This is a genomic window from Streptomyces vulcanius, from assembly GCF_042653945.1.
GTDB classification, from domain to species: domain Bacteria; phylum Actinomycetota; class Actinomycetes; order Streptomycetales; family Streptomycetaceae; genus Streptomyces; species Streptomyces mangrovi.
Window position 1 is genome coordinate 146291 of record NZ_JBHSFK010000024.1, and the last position, 25373, is coordinate 171663.

General features: G+C 69.0%; 30 protein-coding genes. 18 read left to right on the forward strand and 12 right to left on the reverse strand.

The window, feature by feature from the left end; all coding sequences use genetic code 11:
* Positions 1-6: 6 nt before the first annotated feature.
* Positions 7-624: a TetR/AcrR family transcriptional regulator gene (locus ACFPIH_RS32445; RefSeq protein WP_381180434.1), complete on the reverse strand. Its 618-nt coding sequence runs from the start codon at positions 622-624 to the stop codon at positions 7-9.
* Positions 625-907: 283 nt separating this feature from the next.
* Here ACFPIH_RS32445 and ACFPIH_RS32450 point away from each other — a divergent pair, with 283 nt between their 5' ends.
* The 8 genes from ACFPIH_RS32450 (at position 908) to ACFPIH_RS32485 (ending at position 7364) form a co-directional block, all read left to right on the forward strand.
* On the forward strand, positions 908-1894 hold the full coding sequence (locus tag ACFPIH_RS32450) for a tetratricopeptide repeat protein (protein WP_381180432.1): 987 nt from the start codon (positions 908-910) through the stop codon (positions 1892-1894).
* Positions 1895-2534: 640 nt separating this feature from the next.
* Positions 2535-3179 carry a DUF6230 family protein gene (locus ACFPIH_RS32455; RefSeq protein WP_381180430.1) on the forward strand — a complete coding sequence of 215 codons (645 nt, stop codon included), beginning with the start codon at positions 2535-2537 and terminating at the stop codon, positions 3177-3179.
* Between the two features lie 137 nt (positions 3180-3316).
* A complete protein-coding gene (locus tag ACFPIH_RS32460; RefSeq protein ID WP_381180428.1) occupies positions 3317-3928 on the forward strand; it encodes a DUF6114 domain-containing protein in 612 nt (203 codons plus the stop codon).
* Positions 3918-5282: a hypothetical protein gene (locus ACFPIH_RS32465; protein ID WP_381180426.1), complete on the forward strand. Its 1365-nt coding sequence runs from the start codon at positions 3918-3920 to the stop codon at positions 5280-5282. The genes ACFPIH_RS32460 and ACFPIH_RS32465 overlap by 11 nt, the downstream gene beginning before the upstream one ends.
* A gap of 221 nt (positions 5283-5503) precedes the next feature.
* On the forward strand, positions 5504-5971 hold the full coding sequence (locus ACFPIH_RS32470; protein ID WP_381180424.1) for a hypothetical protein: 468 nt from the start codon (positions 5504-5506) through the stop codon (positions 5969-5971).
* A gap of 126 nt (positions 5972-6097) precedes the next feature.
* Positions 6098-6469, forward strand: a complete 372-nt coding sequence (locus tag ACFPIH_RS32475) for a hypothetical protein (protein ID WP_381180423.1) — start codon at positions 6098-6100, stop codon at positions 6467-6469.
* Positions 6466-6885 carry a hypothetical protein gene (locus tag ACFPIH_RS32480; RefSeq protein WP_381180421.1) on the forward strand — a complete coding sequence of 140 codons (420 nt, stop codon included), beginning with the start codon at positions 6466-6468 and terminating at the stop codon, positions 6883-6885. Before ACFPIH_RS32475 ends, ACFPIH_RS32480 begins: the two co-directional genes overlap by 4 nt.
* Entirely contained in the window at positions 6882-7364 is a 483-nt protein-coding gene (locus ACFPIH_RS32485; RefSeq protein WP_381180419.1) for a hypothetical protein, read from the forward strand. The genes ACFPIH_RS32480 and ACFPIH_RS32485 overlap by 4 nt, the downstream gene beginning before the upstream one ends.
* Positions 7365-7376: 12 nt before the next feature.
* Here the strand turns inward: ACFPIH_RS32485 and ACFPIH_RS32490 are convergent, their stop codons facing one another.
* Entirely contained in the window at positions 7377-7505 is a 129-nt protein-coding gene (locus ACFPIH_RS32490) for a DUF397 domain-containing protein (protein WP_385878055.1), read from the reverse strand.
* Entirely contained in the window at positions 7462-8361 is a 900-nt protein-coding gene (locus ACFPIH_RS32495; RefSeq protein ID WP_381180657.1) for a helix-turn-helix domain-containing protein, read from the reverse strand. The genes ACFPIH_RS32490 and ACFPIH_RS32495 overlap by 44 nt, the downstream gene beginning before the upstream one ends.
* Positions 8362-8482: 121 nt before the next feature.
* Between ACFPIH_RS32495 and ACFPIH_RS32500 the strand changes: the two genes are divergently transcribed.
* The 3 genes from ACFPIH_RS32500 (at position 8483) to ACFPIH_RS32510 (ending at position 10228) form a co-directional block, all read left to right on the forward strand.
* Positions 8483-8935 carry a DUF7848 domain-containing protein gene (locus ACFPIH_RS32500; RefSeq protein ID WP_381180417.1) on the forward strand — a complete coding sequence of 151 codons (453 nt, stop codon included), beginning with the start codon at positions 8483-8485 and terminating at the stop codon, positions 8933-8935.
* 216 nt (positions 8936-9151) lie between these two features.
* On the forward strand, positions 9152-9820 hold the full coding sequence (locus ACFPIH_RS32505; RefSeq protein ID WP_381180415.1) for a hypothetical protein: 669 nt from the start codon (positions 9152-9154) through the stop codon (positions 9818-9820).
* A gap of 222 nt (positions 9821-10042) precedes the next feature.
* Positions 10043-10228: a hypothetical protein gene (locus ACFPIH_RS32510; protein WP_381180413.1), complete on the forward strand. Its 186-nt coding sequence runs from the start codon at positions 10043-10045 to the stop codon at positions 10226-10228.
* A gap of 144 nt (positions 10229-10372) precedes the next feature.
* Here the strand turns inward: ACFPIH_RS32510 and ACFPIH_RS32515 are convergent, their stop codons facing one another.
* Entirely contained in the window at positions 10373-10495 is a 123-nt protein-coding gene (locus ACFPIH_RS32515) for a DUF397 domain-containing protein (RefSeq protein WP_381180655.1), read from the reverse strand.
* A complete protein-coding gene (locus ACFPIH_RS32520; protein WP_381180412.1) occupies positions 10458-11372 on the reverse strand; it encodes a helix-turn-helix domain-containing protein in 915 nt (304 codons plus the stop codon). Before ACFPIH_RS32520 ends, ACFPIH_RS32515 begins: the two co-directional genes overlap by 38 nt.
* Positions 11373-11475: 103 nt before the next feature.
* Between ACFPIH_RS32520 and ACFPIH_RS32525 the strand changes: the two genes are divergently transcribed.
* Positions 11476-11928, forward strand: coding sequence for a DUF7848 domain-containing protein (locus tag ACFPIH_RS32525; RefSeq protein ID WP_381180410.1), 453 nt, complete (start codon positions 11476-11478; stop codon positions 11926-11928).
* 336 nt (positions 11929-12264) lie between these two features.
* On the opposite strand, the gene ACFPIH_RS32530 is transcribed toward ACFPIH_RS32525, so the two are convergent.
* From ACFPIH_RS32530 to pta, 5 genes are all read right to left on the reverse strand, one after another.
* A complete protein-coding gene (locus ACFPIH_RS32530; protein WP_381180408.1) occupies positions 12265-12681 on the reverse strand; it encodes a PIN domain nuclease in 417 nt (138 codons plus the stop codon).
* The gene (locus tag ACFPIH_RS32535) at positions 12678-12902 is read right to left on the reverse strand and encodes a type II toxin-antitoxin system VapB family antitoxin (RefSeq protein ID WP_381180407.1); all 225 of its coding nucleotides are present in this window, start codon (positions 12900-12902) and stop codon (positions 12678-12680) included. Before ACFPIH_RS32535 ends, ACFPIH_RS32530 begins: the two co-directional genes overlap by 4 nt.
* A 165-nt stretch (positions 12903-13067) precedes the next feature.
* Positions 13068-14498, reverse strand: a complete 1431-nt coding sequence (gene pyk / locus ACFPIH_RS32540) for a pyruvate kinase (protein WP_381180405.1) — start codon at positions 14496-14498, stop codon at positions 13068-13070.
* A gap of 116 nt (positions 14499-14614) precedes the next feature.
* The gene (locus ACFPIH_RS32545) at positions 14615-15823 is read right to left on the reverse strand and encodes an acetate kinase (RefSeq protein ID WP_381180403.1); all 1209 of its coding nucleotides are present in this window, start codon (positions 15821-15823) and stop codon (positions 14615-14617) included.
* Positions 15820-17970, reverse strand: a complete 2151-nt coding sequence (pta, locus tag ACFPIH_RS32550; protein WP_381180401.1) for a phosphate acetyltransferase — start codon at positions 17968-17970, stop codon at positions 15820-15822. The genes ACFPIH_RS32545 and pta overlap by 4 nt, the downstream gene beginning before the upstream one ends.
* Before the next feature lie 190 nt (positions 17971-18160).
* Here pta and ACFPIH_RS32555 point away from each other — a divergent pair, with 190 nt between their 5' ends.
* On the forward strand, positions 18161-19186 hold the full coding sequence (locus ACFPIH_RS32555; protein ID WP_381180399.1) for an ATP-dependent 6-phosphofructokinase: 1026 nt from the start codon (positions 18161-18163) through the stop codon (positions 19184-19186).
* A gap of 26 nt (positions 19187-19212) precedes the next feature.
* Positions 19213-19656 (forward strand): PPOX class F420-dependent oxidoreductase, encoded by a 444-nt coding sequence (locus ACFPIH_RS32560; RefSeq protein ID WP_381180397.1) that lies wholly within the window; start codon positions 19213-19215, stop codon positions 19654-19656.
* A 7-nt stretch (positions 19657-19663) separates the two neighbouring features.
* Here ACFPIH_RS32560 and ACFPIH_RS32565 read toward each other — a convergent pair whose 3' ends face one another.
* Positions 19664-20377 carry a response regulator gene (locus ACFPIH_RS32565; protein ID WP_381180395.1) on the reverse strand — a complete coding sequence of 238 codons (714 nt, stop codon included), beginning with the start codon at positions 20375-20377 and terminating at the stop codon, positions 19664-19666.
* 4 nt (positions 20378-20381) lie between these two features.
* A complete protein-coding gene (locus tag ACFPIH_RS32570) occupies positions 20382-22010 on the reverse strand; it encodes a sensor histidine kinase (protein ID WP_381180393.1) in 1629 nt (542 codons plus the stop codon).
* A gap of 124 nt (positions 22011-22134) precedes the next feature.
* On the opposite strand from ACFPIH_RS32570, the gene ACFPIH_RS32575 reads away from it, so the two are divergent.
* The 4 genes from ACFPIH_RS32575 to ACFPIH_RS32590 all read left to right on the forward strand — a co-directional run bounded on the left by ACFPIH_RS32575 (position 22135) and on the right by ACFPIH_RS32590 (position 25254).
* Complete coding sequence (locus tag ACFPIH_RS32575; protein ID WP_381180391.1) at positions 22135-23547, forward strand: cation:dicarboxylate symporter family transporter; 1413 nt, start codon at positions 22135-22137, stop codon at positions 23545-23547.
* 203 nt (positions 23548-23750) lie between these two features.
* Entirely contained in the window at positions 23751-24527 is a 777-nt protein-coding gene (locus tag ACFPIH_RS32580) for a DUF2127 domain-containing protein (RefSeq protein WP_381180389.1), read from the forward strand.
* Positions 24528-24556: 29 nt separating this feature from the next.
* Entirely contained in the window at positions 24557-24943 is a 387-nt protein-coding gene (locus ACFPIH_RS32585) for a MerR family transcriptional regulator (RefSeq protein WP_381180387.1), read from the forward strand.
* Positions 24940-25254 (forward strand): thioredoxin family protein, encoded by a 315-nt coding sequence (locus ACFPIH_RS32590; RefSeq protein ID WP_381180385.1) that lies wholly within the window; start codon positions 24940-24942, stop codon positions 25252-25254. The genes ACFPIH_RS32585 and ACFPIH_RS32590 overlap by 4 nt, the downstream gene beginning before the upstream one ends.
* The last annotated feature ends 119 nt before the right edge of the window (positions 25255-25373 follow it).

Sequence of the window (25373 nt, forward strand, 5' to 3'; positions counted from 1 at the left end):
GGGCTTCTAGGCCGCGCCCACGAGCCCCAGCAGCAGAACCCGGGTGAAGCCGCGTACCCACTCCTCGTCCGCCGGTTCCGCGCTGACCAGGGTGCGGTGGACCACCGCGCCCGCGACGACGTCGAAGATGAGGTCGGCCGTGCGGGCGGCCTCCTCGGGGTCGGTCTCCGGGGGGAGTTCGCCACGGGCCTGGGCGCGGGCGCGGCCCTCCAGGACGAGATCCTTCTGCGGGTCGACGACGGAGGTGCGGATACGTTCCCTCAGGGCGTCGTCACGGGTGGACTCGGAGACGACGGCCATGAGGCCGCTTCTCGCCTCCGGGCGCGCCAGGATCGCCGCGAACTGCAGGACCACGCCCTCGATGTCGGCGGCCAGGCTGCCGCGGTCGGGGAGTTCGAGTTCGTCGAAGAGTTCGGCGACGGCGTCGACGACGAGTTCGTTCTTGCCGGCCCAGCGGCGGTAGAGGGTGGTCTTCGCGACCCCGGCGCGGGTCGCCACGTCGCCGAGGGTGAGTTTCGACCAGCCGAGCTCGACCAGCGCCTCCCGCGTCGCCGCCAGGATCGCGGCGTCCGCGGCGGCGCTGCGCGGCCGGCCGGTGCGCACGGCGGGGGAGCGGCTCTGCATCGCACGACCATAACCGCCGTTCACCGGGGTGCCGCCGCCCGTACCGCGTGAGGGAGATCACCGAGGACCCCTGTTGCGGAGGCACCCCGTGCCATTACGCTACGACTCGTAGCGAAAGCGTGGGGGCGGCAGCGCGTATCGGACGTGCGCGGGTCGCGACCGCAGGGTGTGGGGTGGGGACCCCGGCGCCTGGGCAGAACCCAAGAGGAATGCTTTCGGATCGGATTCGGACGGGATTCGGATCGCTTTTCACGTACGCGCGCGGACGGGGGAGGATAGACGCATGCAGCCACGGAACATGTCCATGAGCGGAGTCGTCGACCTCGCCGCGGTGAAGGCGGCCCAGGAGGCCAAGGCGAAGGCGGAGCAGGCGCGCGCCGAATCGGCCCGGCAGGGCGGCGCGGGGGCCGTCTCCCCGGCCGATCTCGTCATCGACGTCGATGAGGCGGGGTTCGAGCGGGAGGTACTGCAGCGCTCCGCCGAGGTGCCGGTCGTCATCGACTTCTGGGCCGAGTGGTGCCAGCCCTGCAAGCAGCTGAGCCCGGTCCTGGAGCGGCTCGCCGTCGAGTACAACGGCCGCTTCCTGCTCGCCAAGATCGACGTCGACGCCAACCAGATGCTGATGCAGCAGTTCGGGGTGCAGGGCATCCCGGCCGTCTTCGCGGTCGTCGCGGGGCAGGCGCTGCCGCTCTTCCAGGGTGCGGCGGCGGAGGCACAGATCCGGCAGACCCTCGACCAGTTGGTCGAGGTCGCCGAGCAGCGCTTCGGCCTGACCGGCCTGACCGTCGACCCCGACGCCGAGCCGGGAGAGGGGCAGGGTGGGCAGCCGGCCGACGCCGAGGCTCCGTCCGGTCCGTACGACGGGCTCCTCGAAGCCGCCGTACAGGCTCTGGACGCCGGTGACTTCGGCGGTGCGGTGCAGGCGTACAGCAACGTGCTCGCCGATGACCCGGCGAACACGGAGGCGAAGCTCGGGCTCGCGCAGGCCGAGTTGCTCCAGCGGGTGGGCGACATGGACCCGCAGCAGGTGCGCAAGGACGCGGCCGACAAGCCGGAGGACGCCGGGGCGCAGATCGCCGCCGCCGACCTGGATCTGGTGGGTGGTCATGTGGAGGACGCCTTCGGGCGGCTCATCGACACCGTGCGCCGCGCGGCCGGCGACGACCGGGACGCCGTACGGCTGCGGCTGCTCGAGCTGTTCGAGGTCGTGGGGCCGGACGACCCGCGGGTGGCGGCCGCCCGGCGCGCCCTGGCTCGGGCGCTGTTCTGACCCGTGGTGCTGACCAGTCGCTAAACGTCGGGGGCGTGTGGTTCCCGAGTGAAAGTTCTGCCGAGACAGGCCCCATGCGGCCGCGCTTTACCAAATCTTGGTAATCGCGGCCGCTGTTACTGGAAGTAAGACGAGGCAGTTGGCTTGTCGGGTTCTGTCCGTTGATCAACGTCTTTGTTCCGGGGTCCGTTGACACCCTGCGTCGCCACCCGAGATCTCTGGGTCGTCCTTCGGTTATCCACCCGTTACTAGCCAGTAACGAACCCCCTTGTGCGGGCGGCGAGAATGCACCACGATCGGCCACGCTCGGTCCATTCCCGTACCCCGACAGCCGGTTGGGTCAACGGGTTTTCCTGGGTCCCCACCGAGCAGGGTCGGCGTCTCATGGCGTCGGTCCTTGGGCAGGGGGGTCTTCGCCGTTCGGTGGAGCCTGTCCGGCAGGGTTGTGCGTGATGCGTGTCAGGCGCGACCAGTGGTAGTCGCTCGGGGGTGATCGCCGGTGATCGGTGCGCGGTTCGCGCCTGAGAGACGGGCGCTCCCCTTCCCGAGGACGTAGCACTTCTCCCATCCCTGCCCGGTCGAGCCGCCGCTTACGCGGGGCGGTCCGGGTCAGGAGATGTACGTCCGAGAAGGAGGAAATATGGAGTCCCAGGTGCGTGGCGGGACCAGATGGAAGCGGTTCGCTGTGGTGATGGTGCCCAGCGTCGCCGCCACGGCATGTATAGGTGTCGCCCTCGCGCAGGGCGCGCTCGCCGCTTCGTTCAGCGTGTCGGGGCAGTCGTTCAAGGTCAAAGCCGACTACATCCACGGCGAGGGCTTCTCGCAGTACGGCGCCCTCGACACGGGTAAGACGCTGGACGGCAAGGACTCGCTGCACCCGGTCGCGGTGTCGGCGTTCAGCGATGCCACCATCCAGAACATGTGCCAGTCGGTCGTCACGCCGAACATCCCGATATTCGGTTCTGTCACCCTGACCCTCAAGGCGGGTAACAGCGACGACAAGCAGAAGCAGGTCAGCGCCCACAACCTTTACATCGACGTCGAGAACCTCGAAGCCGAAAAGGCTGTGTTCAACGGCATCGACATCGGCGTCCAGGCCGGTTCGATGACCAACCCGCCCATGAAGGGCGGCAAGGAGCAGGCCAACCCCTACGGCTTCGGCCAGCAGGCCGATTCGGTGGACCTGTACGGAGTGAAGCAGACGGCGTGGGCCACCACCGCCGGAACCTTCACGCTGCCTGGTCTGAGCATGTCGCTCTCCACGGGCTCCAACCCGTGCTACTAGGCACTCGGTGACTGGGCGGGGGAGGCCGTGAGGCGCCCCCGCCCGCATCTCTCCGACCGGGGTCTTCGCATGCGACCCCCATGCGCCGGCGAAGGACCCTCTTACCACAGCAAAACCGCACCAGGGAGCTGTTTTCCATGAGCGCCGAGACTCCTGCCGCAGCCAGTCTGTTCACCCGCTGGAGGCTGCAGTTCCGCGCCTGGCGGGGTACGAGGCCGTTCTGGGCCGGTCTGTTCGTCATGATCGGCGGTGTCCCGATCATGTACTTCCCGTACGCGCACCTCACGATCGGTCAGCTGACGATCCGCATGGCCACGACGGCCGGCGCGGGATCACTGATCATCGGAGTCCTGCTCGTCGTCCTGGGCATCAGCATCTGGTTCCAGAAGCACATCCGTACCTTCGCGGGCGTCGCCGCGATCCTGCTGGCACTGGTCTCCCTCCCCGTCTCCAACTTCGGCGGCTTCATCGTCGGCTTCCTGTTCGGGATGATCGGCGGCGCGTTGGCCGTCTCGTGGGTGCCGGGCACGCCGCCGGACCCGCAGGCCGTGCAGGAGTCCGGTGACGGAGCGGGCGGCGAGCCCGAGAGCGCGACCACGGACCTCACCAAGTCCGACGCCGGGGCGGACCGCTACGACGCCGTGCACGGGACGGACCTCTCCAGGGTCGAGCCCGGGGCGGAAGAGCCGCACGATCTGTCAGTTACGAGCCCGGGGAACGGGGCGAACGGGAGGCACAGTGTCGGCTGACGAGGTGACCCACGGGACGGACGTGGACGCGTCCCGTGCGAGAACCGGGCCACGTCACGCGGCGCCCAGGAAACCGTTGCTCGCGAGGCTGCATGTGCCGGCCGGGAAGGCGATAGCCCTGGCGGCGATGCCGTCGGCGGTCCTCATGGGGATGGGCTTCACGCCGACGCTCGCGCGAGCCGACGACCAGCCGACGTCCAAGTCCCTGACGGCGGACGAGTACAAGGCCTGCGTCGACGCCATGACGGACGACGCGTCCGAGTCGGCCTCGCCGTCTGCCTCCGCGTCCTCGACCGGGTCGAAGGACGACTCCACGGCCGGCTCCAAGGACGACTCGGCGGACTCCACGAGCGGTTCGGACGACTCTTCGTCCTCGTCGGGCTCGTCGGGCTCGTCGGGCTCGTCGGATTCAGGTTCCGACGACAAGACCGAGCCCTCGCCGTCCGCGTCCTCCGCGGCTTCGACCTCGGACGAGGAGTCGACGTCGTCCTCCGGTGACACCGCGACCGCCAGCCCCTCGGCCTCCGAGACGAGCAAGAACGTCCTGGACACCATCGGCGACGCCATCACGGACCTCTTCGACGGGGACAACTCCGGCGACGAGTCGACCGCCGGTGCGAGCCCCTCGCCCAGCGCGAGCGCCTCGGCCTCCGCGTCCGCCTCCGCCGACAGCGGGGATTCCGCCGCGGACTCGGGTTCCTCCGGTTCCTCGGACAGGGGCGACGCGGCCAAGGACACCACCGACGCCCTGAGCAAGGCCCTGGACGGCACGGAGAAGGACGCCACGGAGGCGGCCAAGGACACCACCGACGCGGCGACCGACCAGGCCACGTCCTCCGCCTCTCCGAGCCCCTCCGCCTCCGCGACCACGGACGTCGACGACTGCCCGGCCGTCGCCACGGACGACGAGAGCGGCATCGACAACAAGATCCCGCTGCCCGACGACCCCTGGTACCTGAACGCCACGTCGCTCACCCTCAACGGCGCCGACTACCAGGGCATCGTCAAGGTCAAGACCGCCAGTGGCAAGATCAAGAAGGTCCTGAAGTACGTCATATCCGACGGGACGAAGATCGTCGACCTGCACCAGACCGTGATCGACAAGGACGCGGGCAAGACCTACCACGTCCAGGCGGGCAAGGGCACGGAGTCCACGATCACCGGCGGTCCCACGGTCATGTACACCGAGAGCATCTCCGGCAATCTGCTCGGCCTGATACCTCTCACGTTCACCCCGGACAGCCCTCCGCCGCTGAACATCCCCTGGATCTACTTCACCAACGTCAAGGTCCAGCAGGCCGGCCAGTTCGGCGGCACGCTGACCATCCCCGGCATGAGCCAATACACCAGCTGAGCCGCCCACAGACCTTTCCGGGAGCCGCAACAGACTGTGCCCCGCCGGGTGTCGACCTGGCGGGGCACAGTCGTACGTGGGGGTCGGCGCTCCGGCACGCCTGTCGGCATGACCACCGACCGGCCTCGGCCGACGATTCGTCGTGCCTTCTTCTCGCTCGGACGAGAACGGCAACCTCCAGACCGCGATGCCCGCGAACATCTGGTGAAAGGAAGGAAGAGATGATTGCCTTCGCTCTCGAGCCTCTGGCCGATGACGTCTCCTGGTCCCCCGACTGGCGACCCGAGAACCTGAATCGTCCCCAGCATCCGGACCTGATGGGCTCGGACTTCTGCGTTCTTTTCTTCAATGCGGACGTACAACTCGTCATCCATGGTGTGGACCTCAGCTTGCGCCTGGCGGGAGTGCCGGTGGTCGACTTCGCGCTGATGTTGGAATACGCGACGCGAGAGCTGGAGACCGGGAGTGACATCGCGGTCGAGACCACGTACCAGCACGTGTTCTCCCTCAGTCGGGGTGCGAAGGCCGTCACCCTCACGACGGACTACGCACCGCACGTGGCAGAACTGACCTGGGACGAACTGCTGGAGCTGACCGCCCGCGCCAAGTCCGAGGCGGTGCGGCTGATCACCGCGGCCCACCCGGAACTCCGCGACCATGAGTGGTTGCGGGAGACGGTGGGGGCATAGGAAGTAGCGGAATGGGCCCGGGGCCGACCCCGGGCCCATTCCACCCCGCGAAGAAGTAGCGGCCGTTCGGAGCGGCTGGGGCAGAACAAGGAGGTGACGGTATGAGAGTCGGAGTCAGGCTCACCCGTGACGGCGAGGCGTACCTCGCCCGCTTCACCACGGGGGCAGGCGCTGGCCTGTGTGGAGGCGCTGGCCTTTCTGCGCGACCGGTACGCAGGGTCCGAGACCGCCATCGCGGTCTCTCTCGGGACCACGCGCGAGGCCGTCGACGCGCTCGCGGACCGACTGACGACCGAGAACGGGGAGGCATGCCCCGAACTTCGGCTCACGATGGGCGAGTTGCACACACTGCACAGCGCCTTGACCGCCGCCGCCACCCGGTTCCTGTCCCACGGCGGATTCTTGCAGGAGCCCTTCCGTATCCGGCTGGGCTACTTCCGGGAGAACTTCGACGCACTGGCACGCGACCTCGCCGACGCCGTGAAGGTGACCTCATGAGAAGCCGGCTCCGGATCACCCGTGACGGCGACGCGTTCCTCGCCCGGCTGGCCCCGTCCCAGGCCGAGGCCGCGCACCGGGCGCTGACGGTCCTCCTGAACAGCGGGACGGGGCCCGCCACCCTGGCGGTACGACTGGGCGCCTCCCCGGAGGCCGTGGGCACGCTCGTCGAACGCCTGGGGGGAGAACGGGAGTGTTCAATCGAACTCCGGCTGACGGTCGGCGAGTTGCACACACTGCACAGCGCCTTGACCGCCGCCGCCACCCTGTTCCTGTCCGACGGCAGGTCATCGGAGGAGGAGTTCCACCGGCAGACGACCTTCTACCGGGAGAACTTCGATGCGCTGGCCCTCGGCATCACCGAGGCGGCGGCGGAGGCGCAGGCCAGCCCCGAACGACAACGGGAAAGCACGTGATCACTTTCACCTTCGAGCCACGGGCCGAGGACCCCTCGTGGGACCCGGCCTGGCGAGCGGAGAAATCGGACCGACCGGAGCACCCCGAGCTGACCAACTCGGATTTCTGTTTGGAACTCTTCCAGGCAGATCTGCGGCTTGTCGTCCACGGTGTGGACCTCAGTGTGGACCTGCCGGGCCTACCGGTAGTCGACTTGGCGCTGATGCTCCAGTACGCGACGACGACTCTGGAGACCGAGAGCGCCATCGCGGTCGAGGCCAGTCTGACCCAGCACGTGTACGCCTTCAGTCGTGAGGGGGACTCCGTCACCCTCACGACGGAGTGGCCACCGGCCGTAGCCAAGCTGACCTGGACCGAGTTGCGGGAGCTGACCGCCCGCGCCAAGTCCGAGGCGGTGCGGCTGATCACCACGGCCCACCCGGAACTCCGCGACCATGAGTGGTTGCGGGAGACGGTGGGGGCACCACCGGTGGCGTAGCCCGCGTGGGCGCTACGCGGAGTGGCGCAGCCCCGTAAGGAAGGCGGACCATGCGGCCCGGTGGACGACGACCATCGGGCCGTCGGGGCGCTTACTGTCACGCACGGGGACGGCGGCGGGGGAATGGGGGCTTATTTCGATGCAGTCCCCGCCATTGGCGCCGCTGTAGCTGCTCCTGATCCAGGACTCCGCGCTTGGTTCGTGCTGGCTCATGGTGCTCGTACCCTTCCATCACGTCGCTGATCAGTGCGGCGGACTCGGGGGCTGACAGCGCGTCGGCCCTGAGCACATCATAGGTCTGGCTGTGAGCCAGGAAGACGGTCGGATCGTCGCTGAAGTGGCCATGGTCCAGAGACTCGGAGTAGACCCACTCGTGCCCGTCGGGCAGCCTGATCAACGACAGCGAGGTGTCGGGCCGGTCGATTTCCGGGCGGCCCAACGGGGCCACCTGGATACGGATGTTGGGGAACTTCCCCACCCTCAGCAGATGCGCACACTGTTCCCGCATGACCTCGGGTCCTCCCACGACGTGGCGCAGGCAGTTCTCGTCCAGCACGACGAAGTAGTACGGCCCGTCCTTGGCGTAGAAACGCTGTTGGCGACTGAGCCGAGCCCGGACGCGCTCCTCCACATCGCGGGCCTGCGGAAGACGGCGGGCGAACAGCGCCGCCGCATAGTTCGGAGTCTGCAACAGGCCGGGGACGACCTGCGCCTGATAGGCCCGCAGGGCCACCGCCTCCGCGTCCATCTGTGCCCTGCGTTCGAACCAATCCGGATGCTCCACCTGCGCATACCAGTCGACGCGGCCCCACAACCGGCCCAACGCCCCACCCGTGCCCAGCACTTCGTCGCACTTCTTCGCGAACGCCTCCTGCGGGACCCGGGTGCCCGCCTCCACCCTTGCCACCAGTGACCGGTCGCAGGGGATCCCCCTCGCCAGGGCCTCCTGTGTCATCAGCGCGCCTTCCCGGAAGTGGCGCAGCAGTTCTCCGAACAGGACCGCGTTGGTGGTCACAGGGCGTCCCTCTCCGTGACAGGTGCCGGTGGCACGCGTCGGGCGTTGATACCCAGGGTGCCGGTGAGCGACGCTTTATGCACCCAGAGTGAGGAAAGTGTGCATGAATGAACGACTCAGTGCCGAGGTGCGGGAGGCCAACTCCCGTTCCGTCGCAGCGCTGTCGAGGGCACGGGTGATGTACGACGACATCAGCCGGCCCCCCTCCCCCGTCAGGGACTGTGCCGCCTGTGCCGACCTGGCGATCCTCCGCGACGAGGCCCGTGCCCGGCACGACGGTAGCGCCGAGACCGACGCGAACGTACTGCTTCGCCGCCATCAACGCCGTTACCACGCGGTACTGTTGGGCATCCCGGACGACACCGAAGCCGAGACGGAGTACGAGACGTCGTGCACGGACTGCCTGGCCGGGTCCGGCCCCCGGCAACACCCCGCCGACGTGGAGGAGTGGCAGCGTCGGCATGCCCGGGACACGGGGCACGCCCGCTACCGCCGCGCCCGCGTCGAATACATGGTGGCGAACCGCCCGGAGGGCGATGGCCGGCGTCTCGCATGACATGTCGCGGCTGCGGCAGGCCAGGCCGCAGACCACAGGTCCGTTCCTGCCCTTGCTAGCGCGGGCCACGGATGAGATTTGTGCCGGTTCTCCGGTGAAGCCGACACTCGGTCTGGCGTCCTGCTGCACGGACCGTGGTGATCCAGCTGAAGTACGTCAAGAATCATCCGCAGAAGTTCGTTGTCTATACCGCGTATCCGGAGTGAGGCAGTGATCATGGCCAAGCGGCATGACGAGTTCGGCATCGACTTCGGACTCAGCGGTCTCACGTCGTTCTTCCGCTACCCCACGCCGCTCCCGGGCGAGGCCGAAGCTGTCCGTCTCGTCGCGGCGGTGGCCGGTGAGTACGACGGCGCGTACGCCCGGCAGCTTCTGGAGGACGTTCAGCGGCTGCTGGAGTCTCCGCTGCCCGACGAGGCGATCGTCACCCTGTGGCTGGCCGCGACGCGTGGGTACTTCGACCTGGTCGCCCACGGTTTCGACGGCCGTGGCTGGCTGCGGCGGATCGCGGAGGTGTCCCTCGCGGAGATCCGCGCGGGGGACTCCTCCTTCGTACCGGCCGCTCCGGAGCCCGTGACGGACCCGGAGCTGAGTAGTGCTGTCCTGGCGGAGATCCGCGAGGTCGCGTCGGCCCTGGCCGAGGCGACCGTGACCAGCCTCTACGCCGCTCCACTGCCGGACGTCGTACCGGCACTGGAGCGGATCGTCGCCGACGCCGACGCCGATCTGGGGTTCCGGCTTTTCCTGCGGGTCCTGAAGGCGTACTTCGTGGAGATCGACGAGGGCCGTCTCTACAGGTTCTGTGCGCTCGGTGAGAGGTTCGGTTACCACGAGCTGGTCGTCGAGGATGGAAACCTGAACATCTGGTCCGACCTGACCGACTGACCGCCCCCTGTCACAGCGCTGAGGGCGCCGTCGCAGGGGGCGCCCTCAGTGTCGTCGACGCGGTGTCAGTCGCGGGTTGACTCGCCGATGTGGTGGACGCGGAGCATGTTCGTGGTGCCGGGGACGCCGGGGGTGAGCCGGCGGTGATACTGACCGTCCTCCCGAACAGCGGGTCGGGGCCCGCCACCCTGGCGGGTACGACTGGGCGCCTCCCCGGAGGCCGTGGGCAGCCTCGTCGAACGCCTGGCGGAGGAACGCGAGTACTCTATCGAACTCCGTATAACAGTCGGCGAGTTGCACACACTGCACAGCGCCTTGACCGCCGCCGCCACCCTGTTCCTGTCCGACGGCAGGTTCTTCGACACCTTGGCCCTTGGTATCGCCGAGGCGGCAGCGGCGGAGGCGTAGGCCAGCCCCGAACGACAACGGGAAAGCACGTGATCACTCTTACCTTCGAGCCACGGGCCGAGGACCCCTCCTGGGACCCGGCCCGGCGAGCGGAGAAGCCGGAGCACCCGGAACTGACCAGCGGGGGTGTAGCCCGTGCGGGCGCTACGCGGAGTGGCGCAGCCCCGTAAGGAAGGCGGACCATGCGGCCCGGTGGACGACGACCATCGGGCCGTCGGGGCGCTTGCTGTCACGCACGGGGACGGCGGAGGTGAACTCGGGGGCGATTTCGAGGCAGTTGCCGCCGTTCTCGCCGCTGTAGCTGCTCTTGACCCAGGTCGTCGCGCTGAGTTCGTGCCTGTCCATGCTGTCCGTACCCCTCCATCACGTCGCCGATCAGAACGACGGACTCGCGGGCCGACAGAGCGTCCGCCCTGAGCACATCATAGGCGTGGCCATGGCTCAGGAAGATGGTCGGATCGTCGCTGAAATGGCCACGGTCGACCGACTCCGAGTACACCCATCGGTGCCCGTCGGGCAGTTCGATCAGCGACATGGACACGTTGGGGCGCAGGAGTTCGGGGTAGGCCGCAGGGGCTACTTGGATACGGATGTTCGGACGTCGTCCGACGCTCAGCAAGTGCGCACACTGAGCCCGCATGATCTCCGCGCTTCCTACGACGTTGCGCAGGCAGCTCTCGTCCAGGACGCCGATGTACAACGGCCCGTCCTCCGCGAGGAATCGCTGTTGTCGGCTCAACCGGGCTCGTACGCGCTCCTCCACCTCATGGCCGCTTGCGACACGCGAGAACAGAGCGTGCGCGTACTCGGGCGTCTGCAACAGGCCCGGCACCACACGCTCTTGATACTCCCGCAGGGATACGGCCTCCGCGTCCATCTCCGCCCGCTGCTTGAACCAATCCGGATGCTCCACCTGCGCATACCAGTCCACCCGCCCCCACAGCCGGCCCAACGCCCCACCCGTGCCCAGCACTTCGTCGCACTTCTTCGCGAACGGCTCCTGCGGGACCCGGGTGCCCGCCTCCACCCTTGCCACCAGTGACCGGTCGCAGGGGATTCCCCTCGCCAGGGCCTCCTGTGTCATCAGCGCGCCTTCCCGGAAGTGGCGCAGCAGTTCTCCGAACAGGACCGCGTTGGTGGTCACAGGGCGTCCCTCTCCGTGACAGGTGCCGGTGGCACGCGTCGGGCGTTGATACCCAGGGTGCCGGTGAGCGACGCTTTATGCACCCAGAGTGAGGAAAGTGTGCATGAATGAACGACTCAGTGCCGAGGTGCGGGAGGCCAACTCCCGTTCCGTCGCAGCGCTGTCGAGGGCACGGGTGATGTACGACGACATCAGCCGGCCCCCCTCCCCCGTCAGGGACTGTGCCGCCTGTGCCGACCTGGCGATCCTCCGCGACGAGGCCCGTGCCCGGCACGACGGTAGCGCCGAGACCGACGCGAACGTACTGCTTCGCCGCCATCAACGCCGTTACCACGCGGCACTGTTGGGCATCCCGGACGACGCCGAAGCCGAGACGGAGTACGAGACGTCGTGCACGGACTGCCTGGCCGGGTCCGGCCCCCGGCAACACCCCGCCGACGTGGAGGAGTGGCAGCGCCGGCATGCCCGGGACACGGGGCACGCCCGCTACCGCCGCGCCCGCGTCGAATACATGGTGGCGAACCGCCCGGAGGGCGATGGCCGGCGTCTCGCATGACATGTCGCGGCTGCGGCAGGCCAGGCCGCAGACCACAGGTCCGTTCCTGCCCTTGTTGGTGCAGTTGGGTGCCGCCGGGCTGGACATGCAACGGGTACAGCCGAGAGAGCGCGGGCCACGGATGAGGTATGTGCCGGTTCTCCGGCGGAGCCGACACTCGGTCTGGCGTCCTGCTGTACGGACGGGGACGACGGCTGCGTAGGCCGATCCGGGAACGGTGAAGAGGGTCCGGGACGGGTCACGCCCCGGGCCTACTTCAGGGACTTCGGCGGTGCGGGCCACCGCGAGCGCACGCGCTGCGACGGGCACGGCGAGCCTGGGAACAACCTTGGGGCGTCAGTCGGCGGTACCCGCCGGGACCACCCAGTGGGTCGGCTGCCCCGTCACGCTCGCGATCATGTCGTAGTCACCGTCGTAGTGCAGCACCGTCGCGCCATGGCGCTCGGCGGTCGCCGCGATGACCAGGTCCGAGACCGACAGGGCCTTCCAGTTGCCGACCGAGATGAGCTGCGTCTGCACAGCCAGCGCGCGGTCCCACGCCTCGTCGGGCGTCGGCAGCCAGTCGAATCCACGCATCTCGTCGCGGATCCGCTCCGCGTCCGCCTTGGAACGGGCGCTGTGCAGAATCTCAAGTTCGACGGCACCGCAGACTGCGAGCAGACCCGCGTTGTGAAGAGGATCGATCACGGCACGCACCGCCGGTTTCGGGTAACGGGCAAGCGCGGAGTTGTCGATGAGGTAACGGCCGCTCATGCGGCCTGATGCGGGTCGCCCGCGCTCTCCGGGATCTCGACCGGGCCGGTCAGATCGGGCAGTCCGCCTTCGGCGAGCCAGCCCAGGAACGACGCGCGTTTCCTACGTTTGATCGCGTCCTCCAGAGCGGCGTTGACCGTAGCGACCTTGGTCGTGGTACCGAAGATCGCCGCTGCCTCGGCAAGCATTTCGTCGTCGACATCGATGACGGTTCGAGTCATACGTCCTCCTCGGCTCCGGGGCTCCACGACAATCGACACGATATCAAAAATCGCGACAGTCGATATCGGAAGTGCACCACCTTGAGCGCGATGAGCCGGTACTCAGTGCACCCCCAGGGCGCCCCCTGTCACAGAGGGCGCCCTCACTGTCGTACCGCGGTCGGGTCAGTCGCGGCTTGCCTCGCCGATGTGGTGGACGCGGAGCATGTTCGTGGTGCCGGGGACGCCGGGGGGTGAGCCGGCGGTGATGATGACGATCTCGCCCGGGTTGAAGCGGCTGATCTTGGCGATCTCCTGGTCGACCATGTCGACCATTTCGTCGGTGCTGTTGACGAACGGGACCACGTGCGACTCGACGCCCCAGCTGAGGGACAGCTGGTTGCGGGTGTTCTCGTCCGTCGTGAAGGCGATGATCGGCTGCTGCGCGCGGTAGCGGGAGAGACGGCGGGCCGTGTCGCCGGACTGGGTGAAGGCCACCAGGCCCCGGCCGCCGAGGAAGTCGGCGATCTCGCAGGCGGCGCGGGCGATCGAACCGCCCTGCGTACGCGGCTTCTTGCCGGGGACGAGGGGCAGCAGGCCCTTGCTGAGCAGCTCCTCCTCGGCGGCGGTGACGATCTTCGACATCGTCTTGACCGTCTCGACGGGGTACGCGCCGACCGAGGACTCCGCGGACAGCATGACCGCGTCCGCTCCGTCCAGGATCGCGTTGGCCACGTCGGAGGCCTCGGCGCGGGTCGGGCGCGAGTTGGTGATCATCGACTCCATCATCTGGGTCGCCACGATCACCGGCTTGGCGTTGCGCCGGCACAGCTCGATCAGGCGCTTCTGGACCATGGGGACCCGCTCGAGGGGGTACTCGACGGCCAGGTCGCCACGGGCGACCATGACACCGTCGAAGGCCATCACGACGGCCTCCATGTTCTCCACCGCCTGCGGCTTCTCCACCTTGGCGATGACGGGGACCCGGCGGCCCTCCTCGTCCATGACCCGGTGGACGTCGTCGACGTCCTTGGCGTCCCGGACGAAGGACAGCGCGACCAGGTCGCAGCCCATCCGCAGCGCGAAGCGGAGGTCCTCGATGTCCTTCTCGGACAGGGCGGGGACATTCACCGCCGCGCCGGGCAGGTTGATGCCCTTGTGGTCGGAGATGACACCGCCCTCGACGACGATCGTCCGCACCCGCGGGCCCTCGACCTCCAGCACCTTCAGCTCGACGTTGCCGTCGTTGATGAGGATCTGGTCGCCGGGCGAGACATCGCCGGGCAGGCCCTTGTACGTCGTCCCGCAGATCGTCTTGTCGCCCGGGACGTCCTCGGTGGTGATGGTGAACTCGTCACCGCGCACCAGCTCCACCGGCCCCTCGGCGAAGGTCTCCAGACGGATCTTCGGGCCCTGCAGGTCGGCGAGGACCCCGATGGCCCGGCCGGTCTCCTTGGCGGCGGCCCGGACCCGGTCGTACCGGCCCTGGTGCTCGGCGTGCGTGCCGTGGCTGAAGTTGAAGCGGGACACGTTCATGCCGGCTTCGATCAGCGCGACGAGTTGCTCGTGGGAGTCGACCGCGGGGCCGAGAGTACAGACGATTTTGGAACGGCGCATGGGGCGATCCTATCGGTTTGTTTCGCTACGGAATATTCCGTCTGGCGGAAGATACAAATGGGCGGGTTGGTGCTCAGTTGCTTTCCGGCTCAGTTGCCATCCGGCGGAGTCGCATATCAATGCCGCCCGACCAATGCGTAGGTCTGCGCGGCGATCTCCAGTTCCTCGTCCGTGGGCACCACGGCGACCGCGACCCGCGCGTCCGGGGGCGAGATCAGCCGCGGCTCGTCGCCGCGTACGGCGTTGAGCCCGCCGTCCACCGCGAGGCCCAGACTCTCCAGGTCCGCGACGGCCGCCGCCCGCACCTCGGCCGCGTTCTCCCCGACCCCGGCGGTGAACGCGACCGCGTCCACCCGCCCGAGAACGGCGTAATAGGCGCCGATGTACTTCCGCAGACGGTGAATGTAGATCTCGAAGGCGAGCTTCGCCTGTGCGTCGCCCTCGTCGATCCGCCGCCGGATCTCCCGCATGTCGTTGTCGCCGCACAGTCCGATGAGTCCGCTCTTCTTGTTGAGAAGAGTGTCGATTTCATCGATGGACATTTCGCCAACTCGTGCCAAATGGAAGATGACGGCGGGGTCCAGGTCCCCGGACCGGGTGCCCATCACCAGACCTTCCAGCGGGGTCAGGCCCATCGAGGTGTCCACGCACCGGCCGCCGCGCACGGCGGAAGCGGACGCGCCGTTGCCGAGGTGCAGCACGATCACGTTCACCTCTTCCGGTGTCTTTCCCAGCAGCTTCGCCGTCGCCCGGGAGACGTACGCGTGCGACGTCCCGTGGAAGCCGTACCGCCGGATCCGGTGCGCGTCGGCCGTCTCCACGTCGATCGCGTAGCGGGCGGCGGCCTCCGGCATCGTCGTGTGGAAGGCGGTGTCGAAGACGGCGACCTGGGGGAGGTCGGGCCGCAGCGCCTGCGCGGTGCGGATCCCGGTGAGGTTGGCGGGGTTGTGCAGCGGCGCGACCGGGATCAGCCGTTCGATCTCGGCGAGGACGGCGTCGTCGACGACGGTCGGCCGGGTGAAGCTCTGTCCGCCGTGCACGACACGGTGTCCGATGGCGGCCAGTTCCGGCGAGTCCAGGCCGAGCCCGTCCTTCGCCAGCTCCTCCGCCACGGCCTTCAGCGCGGCGTCGTGGTCGGCGATGGGGCCGGTCCACTCGCGTGACTCCCCGCCGGTGGCCACCGGTGTGTGCTTCAGCCGGGAGGTCTGCTCACCGATGCGCTCGACGAGACCGACCGCCAGCCGGCCGCTGTCGCTCATGTCGAGCAGCTGGTACTTCACCGACGAGGAGCCGGAGTTGAGGACGAGGACGCGGGTGGCGGTCACTGGGTGATTGCCTTCTCTTCGAGGGCCGGGCTCTGGGCCTGGATCGCCGTGATGGCGACGGTGTTGACGATGTCCTGGACCAGGGCGCCCCGGGACAGGTCGTTGACGGGCTTGCGCAGACCCTGGAGCACCGGTCCGACGGCGATAGCGCCTGCCGAACGCTGCACGGCCTTGTAGGTGTTGTTGCCGGTGTTGAGGTCCGGGAAGATCAACACGCTGGCCTGGCCCGCGACTTCGGAGTCCGGCAGCTTGGTCGCGGCCACGGTCGGCTCGACCGCCGCGTCGTACTGGATCGGCCCCTCGATCCTGAGGTCGGGGCGACGGGCGCGCACCAGATCGGTGGCCTCGCGCACCTTGTCGACGTCGGCGCCCGACCCGGAGGTACCCGTCGAGTACGACAGCATCGCGATCCTCGGCTCCACGCCGAACTGGGCGGCGGTGGCGGCCGACTGGACGGCGATGTCGGCGAGTTGCCCGGCGTCCGGGTCGGGGTTCACGGCGCAGTCGCCGTAGACGAGGACCTTGTCGGCGAGGCACATGAAGAAGACGGACGAGACGATGTCAGCGTCCGGCTTGGCCCTCCCGTCTCCCGCCACCACCCTGCCCGACGCGCTGCGCGCGGCCCCCCTCGTCTTGATGATCTCGAAGGCGGGCCGGATGGTGGCGGCCGTGGAGTGCACCGACCCGGACACCATGCCGTCGGCGAGGCCCTCCTGCACCATCAGGGTGCCGAAGTAGTTCACGTCCGAGACGACGTCGTACGCCAGCTCCACGGTGACGCCCTTGTGGGCGCGCAGTGCGGCGTACTTCTCGGCGAAGGAGTCGCGCAGTTCGGAGACGGCGGGGTCGATCAGCTGGGCGTCACCGAGGTCGATGCCGAGGTCGGCGGCCTTCTTGCGGATCTGGTCCACCGGCCCGAGGAGGGTCAGGTCGCAGACGCCGCGGCGCAGCAGCACCTCGGCGGCGTGCAGCACGCGCTCCTCGGTGCCCTCCGGCAGCACGACCCGGCGCTTGTCGGCCCGGGCCCGGTCCAGGAGCTTGTGCTCGAACATCATCGGCGTGACGCGGTCGCTGCTGGGGGCGGAGACCCGGCGCAGCAGATCGGCGGAGTCGACGTGCCGCTCGAACAGGCCGAGCGCGGTCTCCGCCTTGCGCGGGGTGGCCGCGTTGAGCTTGCCCTCCAGGGAGAACAGCTGCTCGGCCGTGAGGAAGCTGTTGCCGGGCACCGAGACGACCGGCGTACCGGGGGCGAGGCGGGCGGCGAGGGTGAGGATCGCGTCGCTCGGGATCTCGTCGAGGGTGAGCAGGACGCCGGCGATCGGCGGGGTGCCGGCGCTGTGCGCGGCGAGCGAGCCGACGACCAGGTCGGCGCGGTCGCCCGGGGTGACGACCAGGCAGCCGGGGGTGAGGGCGTTCAGGAAGTTCGGCAGCATCGCGCCGCCGAAGACGAAGCCGAGGACGTCCCGGGCCAGGCCCGAGTCGTCGCCGAGCAGCACCCTCGCGCCGAGGGCGTGGGTGACCTGGGCGACGGTGGGGGCGGAGAGCGCGGGCTCGTCGGGCAGGACGTAGCAGGGCACCGGGAGGCGGGTGGCGAGCCGCTCGGCTATCTCCTGGCGGTCCTCGGGGACGACCCGGTTCGCCACCATGGCGATGACCTCGCAGCCGAGGGCCGCGTAGGCACGGTAGGCGTTGCGGGTCTCGGCGAGCACCGACTCCGCGGTCTGCTTGCGGCCGCCGACCACGGGGATCACCGAGGCGCCGAACTCGTTGGCGAGCCGGGCGTTGAGGGCGAGTTCGTCGGGGAACTGCGTGTCGGCGTAGTCCGTCCCCAGGACGAGGACGACGTCGTAGTCGCGGGCGACGAGGTGGAAGCGGTCGACGAGGGTGGAGACGAGTTCGTCGGCGCCCTGCTCGGCCTGGAGCGCGGACGCCTCGTGGTAGTCCATGCCGTAGACCGTCGCCGGGTCCTGGGCCAGCCGGTAGCGGGCGCGCAGCAGCTCGAACAGCCGGTCGGGGCCGTCGTGGACGAGGGGGCGGAAGACCCCGACCCGGTCGACCTGCCGGGTCAGAAGCTCCATGACCCCCAGCTCGACGACCTGGCGGCCGTCGCCGCGGTCGATACTGGTGATGTACACGCTGCGGGCCACGCGCGCTCTCCGTTTCGTCTCGTCTCACAAATCGCCTTGACAATACCTGTGCGCGCGGATAAGGCGCCTGTCAGGATCTGTCTGGACCTGTCTGGACCTGTCAAGATCTGCCACGGCACAGTCCGCGCGGCGGCATGGAAGAATCGATGTCGGCTCACCGGTACCCACAGCGAGCAGGAGACACAGCACCATGCGCATCGGAGTTCTCACCGCAGGTGGCGACTGCCCCGGCCTGAACGCAGTGATCCGGTCGGTGGTCCACCGCGCTGTCGACAACTACGGCGACGAGGTCATCGGCTTCGAGGACGGTTACGCCGGTCTTCTCGACGGCCGCTACCGCTCGCTCGACCTCAACGCGGTGAGCGGCATCCTGGCCCGCGGCGGCACCATCCTCGGCTCGTCCCGGCTGGAGCGCGACCGGCTGCGCGAGGCCTGCGAGAGCGCTTCCGACATGATCCACGACTTCGGCATCGACGCGCTGATCCCGATCGGCGGCGAGGGCACGCTGACGGCGGCGCGGATGCTGTCGGACGCCGGGCTGCCGGTGGTCGGCGTCCCGAAGACGATCGACAACGACATCTCGTCGACGGACCGGACGTTCGGCTTCGACACCGCGGTGGGCGTGGCCACGGAGGCGATGGACCGCCTGAAGACGACCGCCGAGTCGCACCAGCGCGTGATGGTGGTGGAGGTCATGGGCCGGCACGCGGGCTGGATCGCCCTGGAGTCCGGGATGGCGGCGGGCGCGCACGGCATCTGCCTGCCCGAGCGCCCCTTCGACCCCGCCGACCTGGTCAAGATGGTCGAGGAGCGGTTCGCGCGCGGCAAGAAGTTCGCCGTCGTGTGCGTGGCGGAGGGCGCTCATCCCGCCGACGACACGATGGACTACGGCAAGGGCGCCATCGACAAGTTCGGCCACGAGCGCTTCCAGGGCATCGGTACGGCGCTGGCGTACGAGCTGGAGAAGCGGCTCGGCAAGGAGGCCCGGCCGGTCATCCTCGGGCACATCCAGCGCGGCGGCGTCCCGACGGCGTACGACCGTGTCCTCGCCACCCGCTTCGGATGGCACGCGGTGGAGGCGGCGCACCGCGGGGAGTTCGGCAGGATGACCGCGCTGCGCGGGACGGACGTGGTGATGGTGCCGCTGGCGGAAGCGGTCACCGAGCTGAAGCGGGTGCCGAAGGACCGCATGGATGAGGCGGAATCCGTTTTCTAGTCCCGCATTCGGGGGAGCGTCGCACCATGGACGGTCTCTACGAGGTGAACGGCACGCTCGACGGTCAGGTACGGGAGCGGGTGCTCGCGCCGAACTTCTGGCACCTCGCGACGGTGGGGCCGGACGGAGCGCCCCAGGTCTCGCCGATGTGGGCGGACCTGGAGGGTGAGTACGTCATGGTCAACACGTCGATCGGCCGCGTGAAGGAACGCAATCTGCGGGCCAACCCCTGGGTGTCCCTCTCCCACCACGACACCGACAACCCCTACGACCGGGTGGAGATCCGGGGACGGGTGGTGCGGTTCGTGGAGGGCGAGGAGGCGGAGCGCGCGATGGACCGCCTGACGCAGAAGTACATCGGGGAGCCGAAGTACCCGTGGCTGCTGGAGGGCGAGCGACGGGTGATGCTGCTGATCGAACCGGTGAAGGTGCGACGGGTGGTGGGGGTGGAGCCGTTCCGGAAGCGGTGAAGGCCCGTTACCGCGAGCTGGACCGCACCCACCGGTACACCAGCTCCGGCCTCCCCACCTGCCCGTACAGCGGTTTCCGCTCCGCCCGCCCCGCCTCCACCAGATGCTCCAGGTAGCGGCGGGCGGTGATCCGGGAGATGCCCACCGCCTCGGCGACCCCCGCCGCGGTGAGGCCGGTCTCCGTCTCCCGCACCGCCTCCGTGACCCGCTCCAGCGTCGGTCCGCTGAGGCCCTTCGGGAGTGCCGCGGGCCCGGGTGCGCGCAACGCCGCCAGGGCGCGGTCCACCTCGTCCTGGCCGCTCGCCTCGCCGGCCGCGCCCCGGAACTCCGCGTACCGCACCAGTCGGTCCCGGAGCGTCGCGAAGGTGAACGGTTTCAGGACGTACTGGACGACACCGAGCGAGACGCCCTCCCGGACCACCGTCAGATCCCGTGCCGAGGTGACCGCTATCACATCGGCGTGGTAGCCCGCCGCCCGTAGGGAACGGGCCAGTTGCAGGCCGTGGCCGTCCGGCAGGTGCAGGTCGAGGAGGAGCAGGTCCACGTGCGTACGGTCCAGCAGGCGCCGCGCCTCCGCGCCCGTGTGCGCCTTTCCGACCGCGACGAAGCCCGGTACCCGGCCGACGTACAGCACATGGGCGTCCGCGGCCACCGGATCGTCCTCGACGACCAGCACTCTGATCGGCTCTTCGCCCGGGCCTGAGCCCGACACTTCCGCCATGTCCCTAGCCTCTCGAGCCTCTCGATACCGCCGTTGCCCGCAATGGCAGCCGTACCACGAACTCGGCCCCGCCGCCCTCGGCCTCCGCCACTGACAGCGTGCCCTCGTGGCGCTGGACGGCCTGGCGGACCAGGGCGAGACCCAGGCCACGGCCCCCGGGGCCGGCCGGTTTGGTCGAGAAGCCGCGTTCGAAGACGTGCGAGGCGTGCGCGGGATCCACCCCCGCCCCCGTGTCCGCCACCCGCAGCAGCAGCTTCTCGCCCTGCGTGCGGGCGGTCACCGTGACCCGTGCCCGGACACTGCCCTGCGCCGCGTCCACCGCGTTGTCGATGAGGTTGCCGAGCATGGTGACCAGATCCCGGGGCGGGAGGGACGGCGGGAGGAGGCCGTCGTCCAGGCCGCTGTCCTCCGACACCACGAGTTCCACGCCCCGCTCGTTCGCCTGGGCCGTCTTGCCCAGCAGGAGGGCGGCGAGGACCGGCTCGTTCACCGCCGCGACCACCTGGTCCGTCAGCGCCTGGGCCAGTTCCAGTTCGGCCGTGGCGAACTCGACCGCCTCGTCCGCGCGGCCCAGTTCGATCAGGGACACGACCGTGTGCAGGCGGTTGGCGGCCTCGTGCGCCTGGGAGCGCAGGGCCTGGGTGAAGCCGCGCTCCGAGTTCAGCTCGCCCATCAGGGACTGGAGCTCGGTGACGTCGCGCAGGGTCACCACCGTGCCCCGGCGCTCGCCGCCCGACACCGGTGAGGTGTTCACCACCAGGACGCGTTCCGCCGTGAGGTGCACCTCGTCGACCCGGGACTCGGAGGCCAGCAGCGCGCCGGTCAGAGGGGCCGGGAGACCGAGGTCCGCCACCGAGGAGCCGACGACCTCTCCGGAGACGCCCAGCAGCTCCCGGCCGCCGTCGTTCATCAGCGCCACCCTGTACTGCCCGTCCAGCATCAGCAGCCCCTCGCGCACCGCGTGCAACGCCGCCTGGTGGTAGTCGTGCATATGGCTGAGCTCGGCGGCGTTCATACCGTGGGTGTGACGTCGTAGGCGTGCGTTGATGACGTACGTGCCCACCGCGCCCAGTGCCAGCGCGCCGGCCGCCACCGCGAACAGGGCCGTGACCTGGTCCTGCACCCGCTTGCTGATCGCCGCGACCTTGATGCCCGCGCTGACCACGCCGACGACCCGGCCGTCCGGAGTCTCGATCGGCGTGACCGCGCGGACCGACGCGCCCAGGGTGCCGGTGTAGGTCTCGGTGAACGACTCGCCTTTCAGGGCGCGCGCGAAGTGCCCGAGGAACTTCTGGCCGATCTCGCTCTCCACCGGGTGCGTCCAGCGGATGCCCCGCGGGTTCATGATCGTGACGAAGTCGACCCCGGTGTCCTTCATGATCAGCAACGAGTACGGCTGGAGCTCGGCTGTCGGGTTCGCGGTGCCGATCGCCGCCAGCACGGACGGGGAGTCGGCCACCGAGCGGGCCACCGCCGTGGCCTGCCGGCCGGCCGCGTCCTCGGCCTGGCTGCGGTCACTGACGTAGGTGAACAGCGAGTACCCGGCGACGACGACCGCTATCAGCACCGCCTGCATGGCGAAGAGCTGGCCGGCCAGGCTGCGGGGCCGCGGCACACGGATGGGGAGACGCATGTCGTCAGTGTGCCCTCCGCGTTAAGCGTGAACTAAATGAACGGAAGGGTGACCGCCCTCACAGGCCGGGAGATAGTCACCGCATTCCCCATATCTCCCCGGACGTGAGCCGCACGCCGGTGTGATGCCGACGAAGACGTCAAGGAGGGCAGCCGTGGCCGCCAGCACCCCCGATACCGCACCCGCAGTGAAACGGGACCGCACCCACTACCTGTACATCGCGGTGATCGTCGCGGTCGCCATCGGCATCGCCGTGGGTCTGATCGCCCCCGACTTCGCCGTCGAGCTGAAGCCGATCGGTACCGGCTTCGTCAACCTGATCAAGATGATGATCTCGCCGATCATCTTCTGCACGATCGTCCTGGGTATCGGCTCGGTACGGAAGGCCGCCAAGGTCGGCGCGGTCGGCGGCATCGCCCTGCTCTACTTCACGATCATGTCGCTGGTCGCGCTCGGCATCGGCCTGGTCGTCGGCAACATCCTGGAGCCGGGCACCGGTCTCGCGGTGACCGACGCGATCAAGGACGCCGGACACGCCCAGGTCAACGCCGAGGCGAAGGACACCACGGAGTTCCTGCTGGGGATCATCCCGGCCACGATGGTGTCCGCCTTCACCGAGGGCGAGGTCCTGCAGACCCTGCTCATCGCCCTCCTGGCCGGCTTCGCGCTCCAGGCCATGGGCTCCACCGGCCAGCCGATCCTGCGGGGTGTCGAGCACATCCAGCGGCTCGTCTTCCGCATCCTCGCCATGGTGATGTGGGCCGCCCCGGTCGGTGCCTTCGGCGCCATGGCCGCCGTGGTCGGCTCCGCGGGCCTGGACGCGCTCAAGAGCCTCGCCGTCCTGATGCTCGGCTTCTATGTCACGTGCTTCCTGTTCGTCTTCCTCGTGCTCGGCGCGCTGCTGCGGATCGTGGCCGGCATGAACATCCTCACGCTCTTCAAGTACCTGAGCCGTGAGTTCCTGCTGATCCTGTCGACCTCCTCCTCCGAGTCCGCGCTGCCGCGGGTCATCGCGAAGATGGAGCACCTGGGCGTCAGCAAGCCGGTGGTCGGCATCACCATCCCGACCGGCTACTCCTTCAACCTCGACGGCACCATGATCTACATGACCATGGCCTCGCTGTTCATCGCCGACGCAATGGGCACCCCGATGTCGATCGGCGAGCAGATCCCGCTGCTGCTCTTCCTCTTCGTCGCCTCCAAGGGCGCCGCCGGTGTCACCGGCGCCGGTATGGCGACCCTGGCCGGCGGTCTGCAGTCGCACAAGCCCGCCCTGGTCGACGGCATCGGTCTGATCGTCGGCATCGACCGCTTCATGAGCGAGGCGCGCGCCCTGACCAACTTCGCGGGCAACGCCGTCGCCACGGTCCTGATCGGTACCTGGACCAAGGAGATCGACAAGGAGCGCGTCGAACTCGTGCTCGCGGGCGGCCTGCCCTTCGACGAGAAGACCCTCCTGGACAAGGACGACGACGGCGCGGCCGGCGACGTCCCCGAGCAGCGCGAGGACGGCGAGAAGGAACTCGCCAAGGCCTGACGGCCCCCACCCACTCCGGGTGCCCGGTCCCTCCTGAACCGGGACCGGGCATCCGGACACCAGCCCCCCTTCTCCGGGCGGCCGAGCACTCCCCCGTGGCTCGGCCGCCCGGTTCTTTTGCCGCCGGCGGGTCTTCCTCACCAGCCTCTTACCCGAGTCCGCTAGCGTCCCGCGCCGGTCGAACGGAGCTGGAGGCACGGGGGATGAAGATCGACTGGGACCGGCGGACGTGCGCCCGCCGAGGACATGTGACCTACGCGCCGGACGACCCGCGGCTGCGGACGCCGCTGCGGGCGGACACCGCGCTCGGCGAGGTCTGGCGCTGTCTGCGCTGCGGTGACTTCGTGCTCGGCGAACCGCACGGCTCGGGGGCCGCCGCCGACGCCCCGCTGGTACCGCGCGGCAAGGTGCTGCGGGATCTGTTCGTCCTGCGCTTCCTGGCGATCGAACGGGCCGTGCGCGGTGTGTTCATCGTGCTCGTCGCGGCGGCCGTGTGGAAGTTCAGCAACTCGCAGGACGCGGTGCGCCGCCTCTTCGACGAGTACCTCGACGTGTTCCGCCCGGTGTTCAGGCACTTCCACTACGACCTCGACCACTCACCGGTCGTCGGCAGCATCCAGAAGACGTTCGGGTACGAGCACTCCACCCTCGTCCTGGTCGCCGGGCTGCTCCTCGCCTACGCGCTGATCGAGCTGGTCGAGGCGGTGGGCCTGTGGTACGCCAAGCGCTGGGCGGAGTATCTGACGGTGGTGGCGACGGCCGCCTTCCTCCCCCTGGAGGTCTACGAACTCACCGAGCACATCAGCTGGTTGAAGATCGGCACGCTGGTGCTCAACATCCTCGCCGTGCTCTACATCCTGCTGGCCAAGCGGCTGTTCGGGCTGCGCGGCGGCCACCGCGCCTTCGAGGCGGAGCGCAGGAGCGCGTCGCTCCTCGAGGTGGAGGAGTCGGCGGGAGTCGCGGTCGCCGCCTTGCCTTGACGTCGACGTCAAGCCGTACGTTCGTAGGTATGCGAATCGGCGAGCTGGCCGCACGGGCCGGGACCACGACGCGGGCGCTGCGGTACTACGAGTCGCGGGGGCTGCTGCCCGCGCGGCGCGGTGAGAACGGACACCGGACGTACGACGAGGGCGATCTGAAGCTGCTGCGGCAGATCAGGACGCTCCAGGACTTCGGGTTCGACCTGGAGGAGACGCGGCCGTTCGTGGAGTGTCTGCGGGCGGGTCACCCCGAGGGCGACACCTGTCCCGCCTCGCTCGACGTCTACCGGCGCAAGCTGGACGAGCTCGACTCCCTGATCGGGGAGTTGCAGTCGATCAGGGCGCGGATCGGCGTGCGGCTCGCGACCGCCGGGGGCGAACCACCGTTGTGCGAACTGGGAGGGCGAGAACTGTGATCGAAGTGACGGACGGCGACTTCGCGTCGGAGGTGCTGGGGGCGGATCTGCCAGTGCTGGTGGAGTTCACCGCCGACTGGTGTCCGCCGTGCCGGCAGATGGCGCCGGTGCTGAAGGCGCTCGCCTTCGAGGAGGGCGACCGGCTGAAGGTGGTGCAGCTGAACGTGGACCAGAACCCGGAGACGACCAACGCCTACAAGGTGCTGTCGATGCCGACCTTCATGGTCTTCCGCGCCGGTGAGCCGGTGAAGGCGATGGTGGGGGCCCGGCCGAAGCGGCGGCTGTTGGAGGAGCTTTCCGACGTGCTCTGATCCGGCCCCTTACGGAGAAACCCCCCGGGCAATTGCGCCCGGGGGGTTTCTCTACGTATATTTAATGGTTCGCGACTTCAAGAGAATTGAATCGCAAAGAAGCTCACTGAGCACAGTAT

Coding starts and splice junctions, on each gene's coding strand:
- ACFPIH_RS32450 (WP_381180432.1), top strand. CDS start 908: ATGCAGCCACGGAACATGTCCATGAGCGGAGTCGTCGACCTCGCCGCG.
- ACFPIH_RS32575 (WP_381180391.1), top strand. CDS start 22,135: ATGCCGACGAAGACGTCAAGGAGGGCAGCCGTGGCCGCCAGCACCCCC.
- ACFPIH_RS32525 (WP_381180410.1), top strand. CDS start 11,476: ATGAATGAACGACTCAGTGCCGAGGTGCGGGAGGCCAACTCCCGTTCC.
- ACFPIH_RS32535 (WP_381180407.1), bottom strand. CDS start 12,902: ATGACTCGAACCGTCATCGATGTCGACGACGAAATGCTTGCCGAGGCA.
- ACFPIH_RS32565 (WP_381180395.1), bottom strand. CDS start 20,377: ATGGCGGAAGTGTCGGGCTCAGGCCCGGGCGAAGAGCCGATCAGAGTG.
- ACFPIH_RS32555 (WP_381180399.1), top strand. CDS start 18,161: ATGCGCATCGGAGTTCTCACCGCAGGTGGCGACTGCCCCGGCCTGAAC.
- ACFPIH_RS32585 (WP_381180387.1), top strand. CDS start 24,557: ATGCGAATCGGCGAGCTGGCCGCACGGGCCGGGACCACGACGCGGGCG.
- ACFPIH_RS32570 (WP_381180393.1), bottom strand. CDS start 22,010: ATGCGTCTCCCCATCCGTGTGCCGCGGCCCCGCAGCCTGGCCGGCCAG.
- ACFPIH_RS32530 (WP_381180408.1), bottom strand. CDS start 12,681: ATGAGCGGCCGTTACCTCATCGACAACTCCGCGCTTGCCCGTTACCCG.
- ACFPIH_RS32580 (WP_381180389.1), top strand. CDS start 23,751: ATGAAGATCGACTGGGACCGGCGGACGTGCGCCCGCCGAGGACATGTG.
- ACFPIH_RS32445 (WP_381180434.1), bottom strand. CDS start 624: ATGCAGAGCCGCTCCCCCGCCGTGCGCACCGGCCGGCCGCGCAGCGCC.
- ACFPIH_RS32480 (WP_381180421.1), top strand. CDS start 6,466: ATGAGAAGCCGGCTCCGGATCACCCGTGACGGCGACGCGTTCCTCGCC.
- ACFPIH_RS32505 (WP_381180415.1), top strand. CDS start 9,152: ATGGCCAAGCGGCATGACGAGTTCGGCATCGACTTCGGACTCAGCGGT.
- pyk (WP_381180405.1), bottom strand. CDS start 14,498: ATGCGCCGTTCCAAAATCGTCTGTACTCTCGGCCCCGCGGTCGACTCC.
- ACFPIH_RS32460 (WP_381180428.1), top strand. CDS start 3,317: ATGAGCGCCGAGACTCCTGCCGCAGCCAGTCTGTTCACCCGCTGGAGG.
- ACFPIH_RS32470 (WP_381180424.1), top strand. CDS start 5,504: ATGATTGCCTTCGCTCTCGAGCCTCTGGCCGATGACGTCTCCTGGTCC.
- ACFPIH_RS32455 (WP_381180430.1), top strand. CDS start 2,535: ATGGAGTCCCAGGTGCGTGGCGGGACCAGATGGAAGCGGTTCGCTGTG.
- ACFPIH_RS32500 (WP_381180417.1), top strand. CDS start 8,483: ATGAATGAACGACTCAGTGCCGAGGTGCGGGAGGCCAACTCCCGTTCC.
- ACFPIH_RS32560 (WP_381180397.1), top strand. CDS start 19,213: ATGGACGGTCTCTACGAGGTGAACGGCACGCTCGACGGTCAGGTACGG.